This is a genomic window from Geobacillus sp. DSP4a, from assembly GCF_013096875.1.
Taxonomy (GTDB): Bacteria; Bacillota; Bacilli; order Bacillales; family Anoxybacillaceae; genus Geobacillus; species Geobacillus thermophilus.
On the sequence record NZ_SDLD01000016.1, the window covers coordinates 1 to 14,620 of the forward strand.

Annotated in this window: 19 protein-coding genes; 18 read left to right on the forward strand and 1 reads right to left on the reverse strand. The window is 46.3% G+C overall.

What is annotated here, in order from left to right; genetic code table 11:
- Positions 1 to 352 precede the first annotated feature (352 nt).
- The 13 genes from ETC02_RS07325 (at position 353) to ETC02_RS07385 (ending at position 10,470) form a co-directional block, all read left to right on the forward strand.
- Positions 353 to 1,522, forward strand: coding sequence for a glycosyltransferase (locus tag ETC02_RS07325; protein ID WP_062898954.1), 1,170 nt, complete (start codon positions 353 to 355; stop codon positions 1,520 to 1,522).
- A 58-nt stretch (positions 1,523 to 1,580) separates the two neighbouring features.
- Entirely contained in the window at positions 1,581 to 2,255 is a 675-nt protein-coding gene (locus ETC02_RS07330) for an HAD family hydrolase (protein ID WP_062898953.1), read from the forward strand.
- 22 nt (positions 2,256 to 2,277) lie between these two features.
- Positions 2,278 to 3,246 carry an ATP-grasp domain-containing protein gene (locus tag ETC02_RS07335; RefSeq protein WP_062898952.1) on the forward strand — a complete coding sequence of 323 codons (969 nt, stop codon included), beginning with the start codon at positions 2,278 to 2,280 and terminating at the stop codon, positions 3,244 to 3,246.
- 12 nt (positions 3,247 to 3,258) lie between these two features.
- A complete protein-coding gene (locus tag ETC02_RS07340; RefSeq protein ID WP_062898951.1) occupies positions 3,259 to 3,984 on the forward strand; it encodes a cytidylyltransferase domain-containing protein in 726 nt (241 codons plus the stop codon).
- 122 nt (positions 3,985 to 4,106) lie between these two features.
- Complete coding sequence (locus ETC02_RS07345) at positions 4,107 to 4,313, forward strand: glycosyltransferase (protein ID WP_253264104.1); 207 nt, start codon at positions 4,107 to 4,109, stop codon at positions 4,311 to 4,313.
- A 27-nt stretch (positions 4,314 to 4,340) separates the two neighbouring features.
- Positions 4,341 to 5,390 (forward strand): UDP-2,4-diacetamido-2,4,6-trideoxy-beta-L-altropyranose hydrolase, encoded by a 1,050-nt coding sequence (gene pseG / locus ETC02_RS07350; protein WP_062898949.1) that lies wholly within the window; start codon positions 4,341 to 4,343, stop codon positions 5,388 to 5,390.
- Positions 5,391 to 5,394: 4 nt separating this feature from the next.
- Positions 5,395 to 6,450 carry a pseudaminic acid synthase gene (pseI, locus tag ETC02_RS07355; protein ID WP_062898948.1) on the forward strand — a complete coding sequence of 352 codons (1,056 nt, stop codon included), beginning with the start codon at positions 5,395 to 5,397 and terminating at the stop codon, positions 6,448 to 6,450.
- A gap of 12 nt (positions 6,451 to 6,462) precedes the next feature.
- Complete coding sequence (locus tag ETC02_RS07360; protein ID WP_062898947.1) at positions 6,463 to 7,410, forward strand: GDP-mannose 4,6-dehydratase; 948 nt, start codon at positions 6,463 to 6,465, stop codon at positions 7,408 to 7,410.
- 44 nt (positions 7,411 to 7,454) lie between these two features.
- Positions 7,455 to 8,636: a UDP-4-amino-4,6-dideoxy-N-acetyl-beta-L-altrosamine transaminase gene (gene pseC, locus ETC02_RS07365; RefSeq protein WP_062898946.1), complete on the forward strand. Its 1,182-nt coding sequence runs from the start codon at positions 7,455 to 7,457 to the stop codon at positions 8,634 to 8,636.
- 16 nt (positions 8,637 to 8,652) lie between these two features.
- A complete protein-coding gene (locus tag ETC02_RS07370) occupies positions 8,653 to 8,958 on the forward strand; it encodes a hypothetical protein (protein ID WP_062898945.1) in 306 nt (101 codons plus the stop codon).
- A 234-nt stretch (positions 8,959 to 9,192) separates the two neighbouring features.
- Entirely contained in the window at positions 9,193 to 9,540 is a 348-nt protein-coding gene (locus tag ETC02_RS07375; protein WP_062898943.1) for a hypothetical protein, read from the forward strand.
- Positions 9,537 to 10,133 carry a hypothetical protein gene (locus tag ETC02_RS07380; RefSeq protein ID WP_062898942.1) on the forward strand — a complete coding sequence of 199 codons (597 nt, stop codon included), beginning with the start codon at positions 9,537 to 9,539 and terminating at the stop codon, positions 10,131 to 10,133. The genes ETC02_RS07375 and ETC02_RS07380 overlap by 4 nt, the downstream gene beginning before the upstream one ends.
- Positions 10,096 to 10,470, forward strand: a complete 375-nt coding sequence (locus ETC02_RS07385) for a hypothetical protein (RefSeq protein WP_171698158.1) — start codon at positions 10,096 to 10,098, stop codon at positions 10,468 to 10,470. The genes ETC02_RS07380 and ETC02_RS07385 overlap by 38 nt, the downstream gene beginning before the upstream one ends.
- Positions 10,471 to 10,524: 54 nt before the next feature.
- Here ETC02_RS07385 and ETC02_RS07390 read toward each other — a convergent pair whose 3' ends face one another.
- Complete coding sequence (locus tag ETC02_RS07390; protein ID WP_171698157.1) at positions 10,525 to 11,073, reverse strand: hypothetical protein; 549 nt, start codon at positions 11,071 to 11,073, stop codon at positions 10,525 to 10,527.
- 166 nt (positions 11,074 to 11,239) lie between these two features.
- Here ETC02_RS07390 and flaG point away from each other — a divergent pair, with 166 nt between their 5' ends.
- The 5 genes from flaG to ETC02_RS07415 all read left to right on the forward strand — a co-directional run bounded on the left by flaG (position 11,240) and on the right by ETC02_RS07415 (position 14,583).
- Positions 11,240 to 11,602: a flagellar protein FlaG gene (flaG, locus tag ETC02_RS07395; RefSeq protein WP_171698159.1), complete on the forward strand. Its 363-nt coding sequence runs from the start codon at positions 11,240 to 11,242 to the stop codon at positions 11,600 to 11,602.
- A 15-nt stretch (positions 11,603 to 11,617) separates the two neighbouring features.
- On the forward strand, positions 11,618 to 13,228 hold the full coding sequence (locus ETC02_RS07400) for a flagellar hook-associated protein 2 (RefSeq protein ID WP_171698160.1): 1,611 nt from the start codon (positions 11,618 to 11,620) through the stop codon (positions 13,226 to 13,228).
- A gap of 202 nt (positions 13,229 to 13,430) precedes the next feature.
- A complete protein-coding gene (fliS, locus tag ETC02_RS07405; RefSeq protein WP_050367808.1) occupies positions 13,431 to 13,832 on the forward strand; it encodes a flagellar export chaperone FliS in 402 nt (133 codons plus the stop codon).
- Positions 13,832 to 14,185, forward strand: a complete 354-nt coding sequence (fliT, locus tag ETC02_RS07410) for a flagellar protein FliT (protein WP_050367807.1) — start codon at positions 13,832 to 13,834, stop codon at positions 14,183 to 14,185. Before fliS ends, fliT begins: the two co-directional genes overlap by 1 nt.
- Before the next feature lie 11 nt (positions 14,186 to 14,196).
- Complete coding sequence (locus ETC02_RS07415; protein WP_050367806.1) at positions 14,197 to 14,583, forward strand: DUF8042 domain-containing protein; 387 nt, start codon at positions 14,197 to 14,199, stop codon at positions 14,581 to 14,583.
- Positions 14,584 to 14,620 lie beyond the last annotated feature (37 nt).

Here is a 14,620-nt window from a genome sequence, read left to right on the forward strand (position 1 = left end):
AAGGAAATCTTTGTCCGAAACAATTCACAAAAAATTTAGCACATTCCTTCAGAAAAGGGGAGAGGGCTTTCTGAAAGAATGTGCAAAAAAATGGGCGTTTTGTGCTGAAATAAAATGATAATTTACAAATAGGGCACTTATTATATTCAAATAATGATTGCGATAGACCTTTTTGACTTGAACGTTCATGAGAGAAAAACTCCTTCACCTTCCTTGTATGTCAAGGATTCATTCGACGATGGACACAAAAAATCCTCCCGATTTTCGTTGGGAGGGTGCGAAATGTGAGTTAAATAATGAGGAGCAAGGTTGGGTACTTTTGTAGGGAAATTTCTGTATGAGGTGATAAATTATGACCACTATCTGCGCAGTTGTTCCGTCCTTTAACTCAGAGTTACATATTGAACAGACCGTTGCCAGCCTTTTAAATCAGACAAAACCACTCCATAAAATCGTTATTGTAGATGATGGCAGTCAAGATGGCACGTTAGAAGTCATTAATGGAATGATGCGGGAAAACAAAAATATAGAGTTGATTCAATTAAAACAAAATTCAGGCCCTTCGTACGCACGAAATATTGGGGTTGAGCATGCAGACAGTGATTGGATCCTATTTATGGATTCTGATGATATAGCTCATCCGCTATTAATTGAAGAGCTTCAAGCACATTTGGAGCGTTTGAATCGAACATGTGATCAGCCAGAGTATTTTCTTGCTCATCCCAACTATCGTCATATTGATGAACATGGGAATGTGATAGATGAGTTAAACTACGGTCGTCCATATAGAAAAGAGGAAGCTTTGGGATTTCTGCTATTAAGGAATACAATCGCGACAAGTGGTATTTTAGTGAATCGGGAGTTGTTTCGAAAAGTAGGTGGATTCAATACTGAATATCGTTATGCAGAAGATTGGGATTTATGGTTGCGAATGAGTGAACATAGCGGAATCGCCCATATCAATAAACATTTAGTTGATATTCGAAGACATTCTCATAATTTATCTGCGAGTATGTCTACCATGCATGAGTATGAAAAAAAAGTGCTACTGTCTTATTCATTAGAGAAGATAAAAGAAGCGATCTTTAGAAGGACGCAACTTTCTCCCACGCAGAATATGTGTGATTATGTTTCCATTCTTTTTCGTTTAGACAAATGGGAGGAAGGCTATACAATTATACAAGAGTTAAAAGATGATGACCGTAATGATGAGCAGGTCTTATTCTTAGAGGGGATTTATTTTCTGAAGACCGAGAGCGCTATAGAGGCTGAGAAAAGATTTGCAGAGATACTTAACGTTAACCAGTGTGATGGGGCATCTTTAAATAATTTAGGAGCTGTGAAGTTAATCAGAGGAAAAGTAGAGGAAGGTAGGAACTTGCTGCTAAGAGCTTTAGAACTTTACCCTAATTATTTAGATGCTAGTTATAATCTTCAGACGAATCCGCCTTATACTTGGAAATCGCTGAAGTTTACATGGAGAAAATTACGTTCTAAATTAATCTCTTATAATCAGCAATAAAATCTTTTCTACGGGCTTCGGAAGTGTTCCAAGACTATCACAAGCGTTGGAGTAACTAATGAGCTACAAAGGATACATCTTCGACCTCGACGACACGCTGTATTGTGAACACGATTACGTCAGATCGGGATTTTGGACGGTGGCGAATGAGCTGGCGAAGCAGCGTCCAGACATAGGGATAGACGGCATTCATCAAATGCTGATCGATGAATGGCGGCGAAATGGGCGCGGGCGGGTGTTTGATGACGTATGCAAGCAGCTAGGTATTGACGCCGATATTGCCCGCCTCGTCCATCTTTATCGCAGTCATCGGCCCGATATTTCGCTATATGATGATGCGAAGGAAGTCCTGGCTCATTTGAGACAGACAGGAAAAAAGCTCGGCATCATCACGGATGGGGATTCGACGATGCAATGGTCGAAAATCAAAGCGCTTGAACTCGAGCATGTCGTAGATGCCATCATCGTCACCGGCGATTTGGGAAGGGAACATTGGAAGCCGAGCGAGACGCCGTATCGAAAGATGGTGGAGGATTTGGGATTGGATTTTCGCGATTGCGTATACATCGGCGATAACCCAAATAAAGACTTTATTGCCGCGAAAAGGCTTGGGATGGGCACGGTGCGGATCATTCGAGATGTCGGCGATCATATGCGAACGATGTTGGGGGACGAATACGAAGCGGACATGACGATTCATTCGTTGACCGAATTGATTGACAGGCGTTTGTAGGTGGAGGGGGCTTTTTCCGCGTTTGGTGAAAGAGGTGGTTCGTATCAACGTCTTGGTGACAAGCATTTCGAAAAAAGTCCCATTGCTCAGTGCTGTCCGGCGGGCGATGCGAAAAGCAGGGATGACGGGGGCTCTCATTGGCGCTGATCGCAACGGGAATTGCATTGGACGCTATTTTATTGATGAATTTTGGGAGATGCCCTCGTTAGACGATCTAGCCGTTGAAGAATTCATTTCGATTTGCCGCCAAAAGCGCATCCGCTTCATTATACCGACAAGAGATGGCGAGCTTCCGTTCTTTTCTGCCTATCGTCAAGTATTCGAAGAGAACGGTATATTTGTCATGGTGTCTGAACGGAACGCGATTGAGATTTGTCTTGACAAGTTGCGGTTTTATGAACTGCTCTCTGCTCAAGGGTTTCCTGTCATTCCGACAGCACTTTCGTTGGAAGAGCTGAACGATGGTGATTATGTTGTGAAGGAGCGTTACGGAGCGGGGGCGAGAAACATAGGGCTTTGTTTAACGAAAGAGGAAGCAAATCGGCATGCCAAGAAGCTGGAGGCCCCTGTTTTTCAACCTTTTATCGCTGGGACAGAGATCAGCATTGATCTCTACATGACGCGGATGGGGCGAACGAAAGGAGCAGTAGCGCGAAAAAGGGATTACGTGGTCAATGGGGAGTCGCAAATCACTACAACGATCAGAAATGAAAAATTAGAGGGCATGTGTACCGCTGTCGCCTCCTATTTAGGGTTATACGGGCATGCAGTGATGCAGGTGATCATTGATCGTGAGGGGCAGTTTCATCTCATCGAGTGCAACCCCCGCTTCGGTGGGGCTTCGACGTTAAGCATCGAAGCTGGTTTGGATAGTTTTTATTGGTTTTTCCTTGAGTCCCAAGGGGTGAACTTGAACGATTATCCATTTATCCGTTCAACGAATGAAAAGAAACAAATTCGGTATCCCGCCGATTTCGTAATCGATTTGTAAAGGGGGATTCAGTTGAAAACACTCATCATCATCCAAGCCCGCATGGGATCATCGCGGCTGCCGGGAAAAGTGCTCATGCCGCTTGGGGATACGGTTGTGTTGGACTATGTTGTTTCACGATGCCAACAAGTAAAGGAAATGGATGATGTGATTGTCGCCACGTCTACTCTGCCGCAGGATGATGCGATTGAGTCGTGGTGCAAACAGCATCACGTTCCGTGCTTTCGCGGATCGGAGGATGATGTGCTTGCGCGCTATTATGAATGTGCAAAACCTTATCAGCCTGACTATGTGATTCGTGTGACGGCGGATTGTCCGTTTGTTGATTATGAATTGGCAGACCAAATTGTGGGAGCTATGAAAGCAGAACCATCGGATATTGTCATCGTGGAGGGAGAGTTGCCGCGCGGCCTAGTGGTTGAAATGGTGTCGTTTTCGGCGCTCGAATACATATACCATCATGGCAAAGAACCGCGTCATCGCGAGCATGTGACATACTATGCCTATGAATTTCCAAGTGAATTCCGACGCACCTATGTTCAAGCGCCGAAAGCCATTTGCCAACCGCAGTTGCGCATCACATTGGATACCGAAGAAGACTATCAATTATGCGCGGCCATTGCGAACCATTTCAGAGGGGATCGATTCGTTCGTTCGAGCGAGGTCGTTCAGTTTTTACTGGCTCATCCCGATGTGGCCAAACTCAACGCCCACGTTCAGCAAAAACCGGTGGTGTAACATGTGTACTCGGGGAGGAGAAGCGATGGGTCATCAAAATAAAACGATTATCTTTTATAATGGGCAAAGTCAGTATGGTGTGCTTCGATATTTTATTCAAGATCTCGCTGCAAGTTTTATTTTTGGAACGTGAATTTAAGGACGGAGAAGATCTTCTTTTGTACTCTTTTACTCCATATCCTCATGCTAGGATACAGTCATTTTTAGATGATAACGCAACGTTGCAGAAGATTGCTGAGAATGGAAGAAAGAAAGTCATGGAAAAGCATACTTGGCTGGCAAGAGCGGAAAAAATCATTGAAACGGTTATGTATCACAAGCATTTATGACTTGAATGGGTAGAGGCGAATGGGATCATGAATATTTTATTCCGTGTTGACTCATCGTTTGCGATCGGCACCGGCCATGTGATGCGCTGTTTGGCATTGGCGAGGATGCTGAAAGAAGTCGGTTGTGCCGTTTATTTTGCGATGAGGGTAGGCCCAGGGGATTTGTGCGATGAGGTGGAAAGCAGAGGGTTTCCCGTGTTCCGTCTTGTTTATGATGGACCTGTGTCACAAGAAGTGGACGCACAATGGACGATTGATGTGGTTCGACGATTCCTTCAGTCGGTAGATTGGTTCATTGTCGACCATTATGAGCTTGATCGCCGCTGGGAAGAAAAAGTGAAAGCCTATGTCAGCCATGTGATGGTGATTGATGATTTAGCGAACCGTCCTCATGAATGCGATGTTTTGTTGGATCAAAACTATTACCAACATGCGCAGCAACGGTATAATGGACTTGTGCCGCTAGGCTGCCGTCTATTGTTAGGCCCTCAATATATGTTGTTGCGGCCGGAATTTTATGAGGCCAAAAAATTCGTAAGCCTTCGTAGTGGCCAAGTGCAACGGGTACTCCTGTTTTTTGGCGGCAGCGATCCGACGAATGAAACAGAGAAAGCGCTGCATGCTTTCAAGGAGTTGGATGTTCTTGATGTGGAAGTTGACGTTGTGGTAGGGAAAGCCAATTTGAATCGTTTTCGCGTGGAACAATTCTGTCGTGAAATGGGATTTCGTTACCATTGTCAAATTGATTACCTTGCCAAGCTGATGGCAAAGGCGGATTTTTCACTTGGGGCTGGTGGCGCGTCGATGTGGGAACGCTGTTTTCTCGGCCTGCCTTCCGCGGTGACGATCGTTGCGGAAAACCAAAGGCGATCGACGGAAGACGCCGCCGCGTACGGAGCCGTTTGGAATATAGGTTGGCATGCAGATGTAAAATCGGCTGATTATGCCGATATAGTATATAGAGCGATTGCTTCACGGGAACAACTGAAGCACATGAGCCGCAAAGCGCTCGAATTGGTAGGGAGTACAAAAGAATATATCGTACATCCGGTCGTGGAGGCGCTATTGGAGGGATGATCCATTGATCAAAGACATTCAAATTGGCCATCGTCTTATTGGGCCGAATCATAAACCGTTTATTATTGCGGAAATGTCCGGTAACCATAATCAATCGTTGGAGAGAGCGTTAGCCATCGTGGAAGCAGCAGCGCGGGCAGGCGTCGATGCGGTGAAATTGCAGACGTATACGGCGGATACAATGACGCTCGATATGGACGAGGGAGATTTTTTTATTGATGACCCCGATAACCTTTGGCAGGGGAATTCGCTTTATAAGCTCTATCAGGAAGCTTACACGCCTTGGGAATGGCATGAGCCGATTTTTCAGCGCTGTAAAGAATTAGGGCTTATTGCGTTCAGCACCCCTTTTGATGAAACGGCCGTTGAGTTTTTAGAGGAACTAAATGTTCCAGCCTATAAAATCGCCTCGTTTGAAAACACGGATTTGCCTTTAATCCGCAAGGTTGCCGAGACGGGGAAACCATTGATCATTTCAACAGGAATGGCAACAGCGGCGGAGTTGGACGAAACGGTCAGAGCAGCAAGGGAATCGGGATGCCACGACCTGATTTTATTAAAATGTACAAGCACATATCCCGCGACGCCAGAGAACTCACATTTGGCCACTATTCCGCATATGAGAGAGCTGTTTCAATGTCAAGTAGGGTTGTCCGACCATACGATGGGCATTGGGGTCAGTGTCGCCGCTGTTGCGCTCGGAGCCACTGTCATTGAAAAACATTTTACCCTTTCGCGCGCAGAAGGAGGAGTGGATGCAGCATTTTCAATGGAACCGCATGAAATGGCCGCATTAGTGATCGAAACGGAACGGGCATGGCAAAGCATCGGTGGAGTTCAATATGGCCCTACGAAAGCGGAGAAAGCATCATTGAAACATCGGCGATCGTTATACATTGTGCGAGATATGAAGGCAGGCGAGACGTTGACGAAGGAAAACGTCCGCGCGATTCGTCCTGGCAATGGATTGCCGCCGAAATATTTCGACCAGCTGCTTGGAAAAACAGTGAAACGTGACGTAAAAAAAGGAACGCCGGTGACATGGGATTTATTATTGTAAGAGGTGATCGAGATGAGAATACTATTAACAGGCGGTGCAGGGTTTATTGGACGCGCCGTGGCGAAACGGCTGCTTGACGATGGGCATGATGTCTGGATTCTTGACGACCTTTCGAATGGGCGGGAAGAAAATATTTCCGAGTTTCGCCATCATCCGAATTTGAAGCAGTTCATCGTCGGGGATATCAAAGACGAACGTTTGCTTGCACAGCTTTTTCGTGAACATACATATGATCTTTGTTACCATTTAGCGGCGTCGATTAATGTGCAAGATTCCATTGATGATCCAAGAACAACGTTTTACAACGATACGATTGGAACGTTTTATCTCCTTGAACAATGTCGGAAGCATCGAACCAAATTGGTTTTTATGAGCACATGCATGGTGTATGACCGTTGCTATCATGAAACAGGGATTGCCGAAACTCACCCGACAAAGCCGGCTTCGCCGTATGCTGGGGCGAAAATTGCGGCGGAAAATATGGTGCTGTCGTATTTTTATGCCTATCAACTGCCTGTAGTAGTTGTCCGGCCGTTTAACACCTACGGACCTTACCAAAAAACAAACGGTGAAGGTGGGGTTGTGGCCATCTTTATCCGGAAAAAACTGACGGGTGAACCATTGCAAATTTATGGCGATGGTACACAAACACGTGATTTATTGTATGTGGATGATTGTGCGCAGTTCGTTGTTCAGGCGGGTTACTCCGATAAGGTGAATGGGGAAATCTTAAACGCTGGATTAGGCAGAGACATTTCGATTAATGATCTAGCTAAGCTCATTGTGGGCGATGAAAAGCAGATTGAGCATGTTCCCCATATTCATCCACAGAGTGAGATTCAGAAGTTGTTATGCAATTATGAGAAAGCCAAACGGCTGTTAGGCTGGGAACCGAAAGTGTCTCTTGAAGAAGGGATTCAAAAGACGGAAGAATGGATCAAAACGAGCCGCCTGATGTAGTCGGGTGGCTTTTCTTCGTCGAGATGTCAAGGAGGAAATGAAGCATGAAGTTAGCCATCCATGGGGGGACTCCTGTGCGTGAATCTTTTTTATCTTACGGACAGCAATGGATTGATGAGGATGATATTGAAGCGGTGGTGGAGACATTAAGAAGCCCTTTTATTACACAAGGGCCGAAAATTCAGCAATTTGAAGAAGCGATCGCCCGATACGCCGGCGCAAAATACGCAGTGGCATTTGCCAATGGAACAGCCGCTTTACATGGCGCTTGCTTTGCCGCTGGCATCTCTCGGGGAGATGAGGTGATTACGACCCCGATTACCTTCGCAGCCAGCGCCAACTGTGTTCTGTATGTTGGCGGAACACCTGTGTTTGTGGATATTGACGAAAAAACGTACAATATCGATCCAAGCCGGATTGAGAAGGCCATCACTTCGCGCACGAAGGCGATTATTGCCGTTGATTTTACAGGCCAGCCTGCCGATTTAGATCCAATTCGGGAAATCGCCAGAAAATATGGTCTCGTCTTCATCGAAGATGCAGCTCATTCTCTAGGTTCGTGTTATAAAGGAAAGAAAGTAGGCTCGTTGGCCGATATGACGATGTTCAGCTTTCATCCTGTCAAGCATATTACGACTGGTGAGGGAGGGATTATTGTCACTGACGATGAGGAGTATTATCATAAATTAAAACGCTTTCGTACGCATGGGATTATAACAGAAAATGTAAACAATGATGAAGGGCCTTGGTATTATGAGATGGTGGATCTCGGCTACAATTACCGAATGACGGATTTGCAAGCAGCGCTTGGGCTCAGCCAGTTGACAAAGCTTGATGCATTTGTGCAGAAACGGCGAGAAATTGCTGCGATATATAATGAGGCGTTTTCTAACGTTCCTGGTGTACGCATTCCTTATCAACTTCCATATGTTGACTCTAGCTGGCATTTATATGTGCTTCAGTTGCAATTGGAGCATTTCCGGGTTGGGCGTAAAGAGATATTTGAAGCGTTGCGGGCAGAAAATATTGGAGTGCATGTTCACTACATCCCGGTTTATTTTCACCCTTATTATCAAAAATTAGGGTATAAAAAAGGAATTTGTCCAGTTGCGGAAAAATGGTATGAAACGGCGTTAACCATTCCTCTTTTTCCAAAAATGAGTGAATATGATATCAGAACGGTTATTGAAGGGGTAAACAAAGTGCTCTCCTTTTATCGAAAATAACGAGGAGCGAAAAACGATGAGGTGGGCAGAAATCCGCCAAACATACCCGAACCAATTTGTTTTAGTGGAAGCCGTCTCCGCCTGCTCTCAACATGGTAAGCGCATGATTGAAGACATGGCGGTGGTCGGCTGTTATGAACATGTATCTGAGGCATGGAGCAGCTATAAGCAACAACATCGGACGTTTCCGGAAAAAGAGTTGTATATTTTTCACACCAGCAACGAGCGAATTGAGGTAGAGGAGCGATATTTTATTGGGGCTCGGGGAAGAGAATGCCCTTATCATATTGCTCTTCTTTGTGCTCGTGAACCATCGGTTTAGGGGAAATGATTGTCTTTCACCAGCCTTTTCATGCTCGTTTTTATTTTGCGGAAACAGCTTTCTGAGTCTTACTGGTTATCACGGCAGGAGATTTCTATAGAAATGGAGAAAATAAAAATACAGTTTCATGATTTAGCTATCGTTAAGGATTTTAGCCTCAGGTTATATCTTGCTTATTTCAAAACGTATGTCATGTCATAATGAAAATAAAGACTGTTGCGTGGAGGTTGTATAATGTCTGGCAAAGAAAAGGTCGTTCATTTTAAATACTTGTTTGCTGATGACTATAATCCTGTCTACGTCAATGGGGCGCACGGCGGAATTTCTCCGCAGGGGGAGATTGTTGTGAACTTTTATTTTGAACGCCGTCCCTTGCCTTACGAGGAAACATACGTGTTTGAAGGAACAGGACAGCCAGCAAGAAAGACGGATGTACGGCCCCCTGACCATGAAGAAAATATTATCCGCTATGTGTCAACTGGGGTTGTGATGAATTTGGAGACCGCGAAACTTTTTCACGAGTGGCTGGGTGAGCATATTATGATGTTGGAACAAATTCGGAACGAGGGGACACAGCGATGATTTTACGCGCAGAGAAGTCTTCATCTACTGGAATCGACGAGTATTTTCGTTTGCCGAAAACCCAAGCTGTCCGTGCCCGTTTCCCCGTTTCGGAACCATTGATTCGGGAAACAGTGGGAGAGGAACATGTTTGGTTGCCCCATGTTGAGGAAACAGCAACACCGATGAAAACGGTGATATGGCGAAATGAGCATTCTTTTGGACGGGTGACTCCCTTTATTTATGACCAAGTGCGAAAGGCAGAAAACATAGCCAAACTGCAAGCCATCAGAGAACTGGGGAACGATTGGAATGGAAATGGCGCGGATTCATTTTCCGATAAATTGATTGAGAAGGTCTTCAGTGTGATTCACACGATCATTAAGCAGCCGAAGCTGTTCCCCACAGCACGAGATAGCATTCAGCTTGAGTTTGAAAAAGAAAATGGAGATTACTTGGAGTTTGAACTTTTTGAAAACAAAATTGATGTTTTTGTGTCATATGCAGATGGACGTGAAATGGAAAAATCGATCCCATACGATGTGCGGGAGATAAATCGAATCATTGTTGACTTTTATGAAACCAGAGATCGGACGGGAAGAAAGGCTGTTTAGGGCTGTTTTTCCGAGCATTGTATGGGATGAGGAGCACAATCGTCCATCATCTGCTTTGTTCAAAGATAAGAGAGGGGTTTCTGTTGACCGAGACGGTGGACGCACGGAGGAAGAGGTCGTTTCTAAGTTTCAAGACCGTTTTGGTGTGGAAAAAGTAAAGGCTGTCGTCTATGTTGAAGCCGGTTTTTGTATGGATATCGGCGCTCATCTTGTTTATTGTCCGTCGCGACGAAATCCATATCATGCCGAAATTCATGATTCCCCTAGTAAAACGATGTTATCAACCGCTAAAGCGAGAAAGCTGGCATTGCATTGTGCAGTTGTTTATCGCGCATAGATCTACAAGACTGGTGAAAACAAAATTTTCCTTCCCCCGACAAAACCGTCCGTCTCAACGCACAAGAACCTCTAATAAAGCGTCGGAAAAAGAATCTTCGTTTAGCTCAAGAAACCGGATGTTTGGCGGGGGAGTGGCGATTTTCCAGGCGTATTCGATGTCGTCTTTGTCACGGAGAAGGCCCCTCTTCTTGAATGCCTCAGCCGGCAAGTTGGGAAAAGAAACGGTGATGTTCGGTGACAGCGCCTGTTGATCGACTAGCAGAAATTTCACGGTTTCGTTTTTTCCGATCATATCAATTCTCCCGTTTGCGCCGATTACTTCCTTCCCGACCGGTTCGATCGTGACGATTTGGTCGGGAAAATGGAGCTGCCATTTTTCTGTCGTGTATTCCCCGAGAAGTTCTTCTTGTATTTTGATGTTTTCCCGCTTCACTGACAGCAACCCTTTTTCCTGCAATGGGGTAAGGAATGGTTCGATTTGCCTATAGAACGATTCGATTTCACGTAGCCATTGCTTTTTTAACTCCTCGCGATTGAGTTGCTTTCGCTCCCTTTCTTCTTTCTTCTGTTTCAAAAACTGCTCTAAATGCTCCAACCCCAATGTACTCATCTCCTTTGCTTTTCGATACCTTTATTATACATCAATTTTTCCAAGAAGGACTCTTTCGCCGTTACCCACCGCATTTCTCTCCTTTCCCCACTTCACACTTCCCATGTTTCATCCGATATAAATCATAGAAAGCGTCCAAACCAAAGGAGCGGGTCGTATGACGATTGAACGGTTGTCTTCTTCGTTTCCTTCGTATGAACCGATGCGAAATGACCAGGCGAAGACGAATGCTGGGCTGTCGGCGGTGCGGCCGTCAGAAGGAGAGGAGTCGGCTTCTTCTCCTGCGCGGCTGTTTTCGCACGATGAGCTCGAGAATGTGGTCAATGGGTTGAATGAGTTGTTGCAGCCAAGCCATACATCGATCCGGTTCGAGCTGCATAAGGAGTTGAATGAGTACTACGTGCAAGTGATCGATGAAAAGACGCATGAGGTGATCCGCGAAATTCCGCCGAAGAAGCTGCTGGATACGTATGCAGCGATGATGGAGTTTGTCGGATTGTTGGTGGATCGAAAAATTTAACGGTGGTGAAGACAGATGGCAGGGAATTTGCGCATTAGCGGTTTGGCGAGCGGCATGGATATCGACCAGATCGTTAAGGACTTAATGAAAGTGGAACGGATGCCGCTTGATAAGTTGAAACAGAAAAAGCAAATTTTAGAGTGGCAGCGCGATGATTATCGGGAGATGAACAAATTATTACAAGAACTAGATACGCTTATTTTCGATGGAGTATTTAGGCAGAGTACATTTTTGAAAAAAACGGTTACAAGTTCGGATGAGAGTGTTGTCACCGCAACGGCAGTCAATGTTGCTGGAAATCAAACGGTTGAGCTGTCGAATATCACCCAATTGGCGACTGCTGCGAGATGGATATCGGAGCAACCTATTCAAACCACAAGTGCGTCTGGAAAAATTAATCCAAACGATAAATTGAAAGACGTTACTTTCCTGGTGGAAGATAGTAGTGGGAATCCGCAAGAAATCACATTTACAGAGGCGTTTTCTTTAAAATTTGAAGTAGTAAAACCGGGAAGTTCGACGCCGGAGACAGTGGATATTTCCATTGATCCGACAGTTGATACGTTAAATAGCGTTATTGCTAAATTGAATCAAAACAGCAAATTAGGAGTTAGCGTCTTTTTCGATGAGTTTAGTCAAAAACTGGTCATAACCAAAAATGAAACAGGAGCAGGGGCTTCAATTAAAGTAATTGAAGGGGCAAGCGATGGTACTCCTGGGACAATCGGTTTTCTTAATGCACTTGGATTTGAGTCAGCCCGAGCTAATAACGAATTAACAGGAAAAGTAGATGGACAAAATGCTAAGTTTACAATTAACGGATTGCCAATCGAACGTACGACCAATACATTTACGATTAATGGTATGACTTATACGTTAAAAAATACTAAAACATCAGGAACTGTAACTATCTCTACTACAACCGATACCGACTCAATTTTTAACTCAATCAAAGCCTTCGTTGATAAATACAATGAAGTGATCGCCAAAATCAACGCCGAGCTGAAAGAAGAGCGCTACCGCGACTATCCGCCGCTTACCGACGAGCAAAAGGAAGCGATGACGGAAAAGCAAGTGGAGCTGTGGGAAGAAAAAGCGCGGAGCGGCATGCTTCGCGGCGATTCGATTTTGTCGAGCGCCCTCAGCCAAATGCGGATGGACTTGTACACGAAAGTGGAAGGGGCGAACATCCCGAGCGGATTTTCGCAGCTGGCGCAAATCGGGATTACGACGTCGTCGAATTATCTAGACGGCGGGAAGTTGATCATTGACGAAACGAAGCTGCGGGAGAAAATCAAGGAAAATCCGGATGCCGTCTATCAGTTGTTTAACCAAGACGGTGCGACCGATGCGGAGAAAGGCATCGCCCGCCGCCTGCGCGATACGATCAAGGCGACGATCGGAAAGATTGAGCAGAAGGCGGGGAAGACGATTTGGACGAACCAGCAGTTTGCGATCGGGCGCGATTTAATTCAAATCAATGACCAAATTGATCGATTCCAAGACCGCTTGAAACAAATTGAAGACCGCTACTACCGCCAATTCACAGCGATGGAAGAGGCGATTCAGCGCGCCAACCAACAAAGCATGTATTTGATGAATGCCTTTGGCGGCATGCAAAGATAACGATCAGCGGCTGTGGCATGCAGGCGTCCGTTGGCGCTTGGCCATCATCGGAAAGCGATCCGCTTCCTGATGATGGAGGTTTTAGGCTGAGACAACTGAAAAGGCGCGACGCCTCTTGACAGGGGCGGTTTGGCTGAAAAAAACGTTCTTGCTTCAGTCTTGAAACGTGTGCAGCACTTGACGTGGAAGAGGAGTGATCGGGATGGCAACGAACAATCCGTATCAACACTACCAAGCGAACGCCGTGCAGACGGCGTCGCCTGGGGAGTTGACATTGATGCTGTATAACGGCTGCTTGAAGTTTATCAAGCTCGCGCGCCAGGCGATCGAGAAGGGGGACATTGCGGCGCGCAATGAAAATTTGATTAAGGCGCAAAACATCATTTTGGAACTCATGAAGACATTGAAGATGGAGTATGAAGTCGCGAAATCCATGATGACGATGTATGACTACATCTACCGCCGCCTGGTTGAGGCGAATGTGAAACACGATGCGGCGATTTTGGATGAAGTGGAAGGGTATGTCACGGAGTTTCGCGATACGTGGAAGCAAGTGATTCAGCTCAATCGGCAGCGCCAATACGCGGAAGGCGGGCAGGCGTAATGGGCGTGGTGCATGATGTATGGCGGGTGACGAAGGAGCTGCTGGAGGCGACGGCGCTGCCGTGGCCGTCCGAGGAACGGGAAGAGCGGCTTCGGACGGTTGATCGATTGCTTCGGGAGCGCCAGGAGCTCCTTTGGAAGCTGCGTCCGCCGTACAGCGAGGAAGAGCAGCGGCTTGGCCGCGAGATCATCGCTTGGAATGAAGAAATTGAGAGGCGGCTTCACCGCGTGGGTGATGAGATTCGAAACGATTTGCGCATGGCAGGGGCGAAGCGGCAGGCGAACGCTCGCTACGTTCATCCGTACGAGCAGCCGCTTTCGTTCGATGGAATGTTTTACGATAAACGGCGATAGGTGGAATGGATATGGCAAAATTGACGAGTGACGCGCTGGACATCATCCGCCAATACGCAGCGTTGCTCGAGACAGTCGAAGAAGGGCTCGACTATGTGGCGGCGAGCTTTTCTGACCCGCGGCGGATGCATGCGGACGTGCTGCTTTCGGATGTGTTGCTGGCGCTTGGGAAAATTGGCGAGACGAACGTGTATCTAGAGCAGCTGTTCGCTGAGGAGAACGATTTCGTCCGTCATCTTGAACGGTTTGTCGATGTGCTCGACGCGGCCGCGGCACTTGACGGGCAGTTTTCTGATGCAGCGGCAAAGGAGCGGATTGTTTGCGGACGGTTGTCGCCGGCGTTTCAGGCGTGGAAGAGTGCGATGGAGAGCGGTCTGCGGCGGTATGTTGTGCAGTGAAGAACGAACGGCGGTGCTTTGGCAGCCATTCAAGCGA

Coding starts and splice junctions, on each gene's coding strand:
- fliS (WP_050367808.1), top strand. CDS start 13,431: ATGGCAACGAACAATCCGTATCAACACTACCAAGCGAACGCCGTGCAG.
- pseG (WP_062898949.1), top strand. CDS start 4,341: ATGAATATTTTATTCCGTGTTGACTCATCGTTTGCGATCGGCACCGGC.
- fliT (WP_050367807.1), top strand. CDS start 13,832: ATGGGCGTGGTGCATGATGTATGGCGGGTGACGAAGGAGCTGCTGGAG.
- ETC02_RS07370 (WP_062898945.1), top strand. CDS start 8,653: ATGAGGTGGGCAGAAATCCGCCAAACATACCCGAACCAATTTGTTTTA.
- ETC02_RS07380 (WP_062898942.1), top strand. CDS start 9,537: ATGATTTTACGCGCAGAGAAGTCTTCATCTACTGGAATCGACGAGTAT.
- ETC02_RS07325 (WP_062898954.1), top strand. CDS start 353: ATGACCACTATCTGCGCAGTTGTTCCGTCCTTTAACTCAGAGTTACAT.
- ETC02_RS07385 (WP_171698158.1), top strand. CDS start 10,096: ATGAAACCAGAGATCGGACGGGAAGAAAGGCTGTTTAGGGCTGTTTTT.
- ETC02_RS07400 (WP_171698160.1), top strand. CDS start 11,618: ATGGCAGGGAATTTGCGCATTAGCGGTTTGGCGAGCGGCATGGATATC.
- ETC02_RS07375 (WP_062898943.1), top strand. CDS start 9,193: ATGTCTGGCAAAGAAAAGGTCGTTCATTTTAAATACTTGTTTGCTGAT.
- ETC02_RS07415 (WP_050367806.1), top strand. CDS start 14,197: ATGGCAAAATTGACGAGTGACGCGCTGGACATCATCCGCCAATACGCA.
- ETC02_RS07330 (WP_062898953.1), top strand. CDS start 1,581: ATGAGCTACAAAGGATACATCTTCGACCTCGACGACACGCTGTATTGT.
- ETC02_RS07360 (WP_062898947.1), top strand. CDS start 6,463: ATGAGAATACTATTAACAGGCGGTGCAGGGTTTATTGGACGCGCCGTG.
- pseC (WP_062898946.1), top strand. CDS start 7,455: ATGAAGTTAGCCATCCATGGGGGGACTCCTGTGCGTGAATCTTTTTTA.
- flaG (WP_171698159.1), top strand. CDS start 11,240: ATGACGATTGAACGGTTGTCTTCTTCGTTTCCTTCGTATGAACCGATG.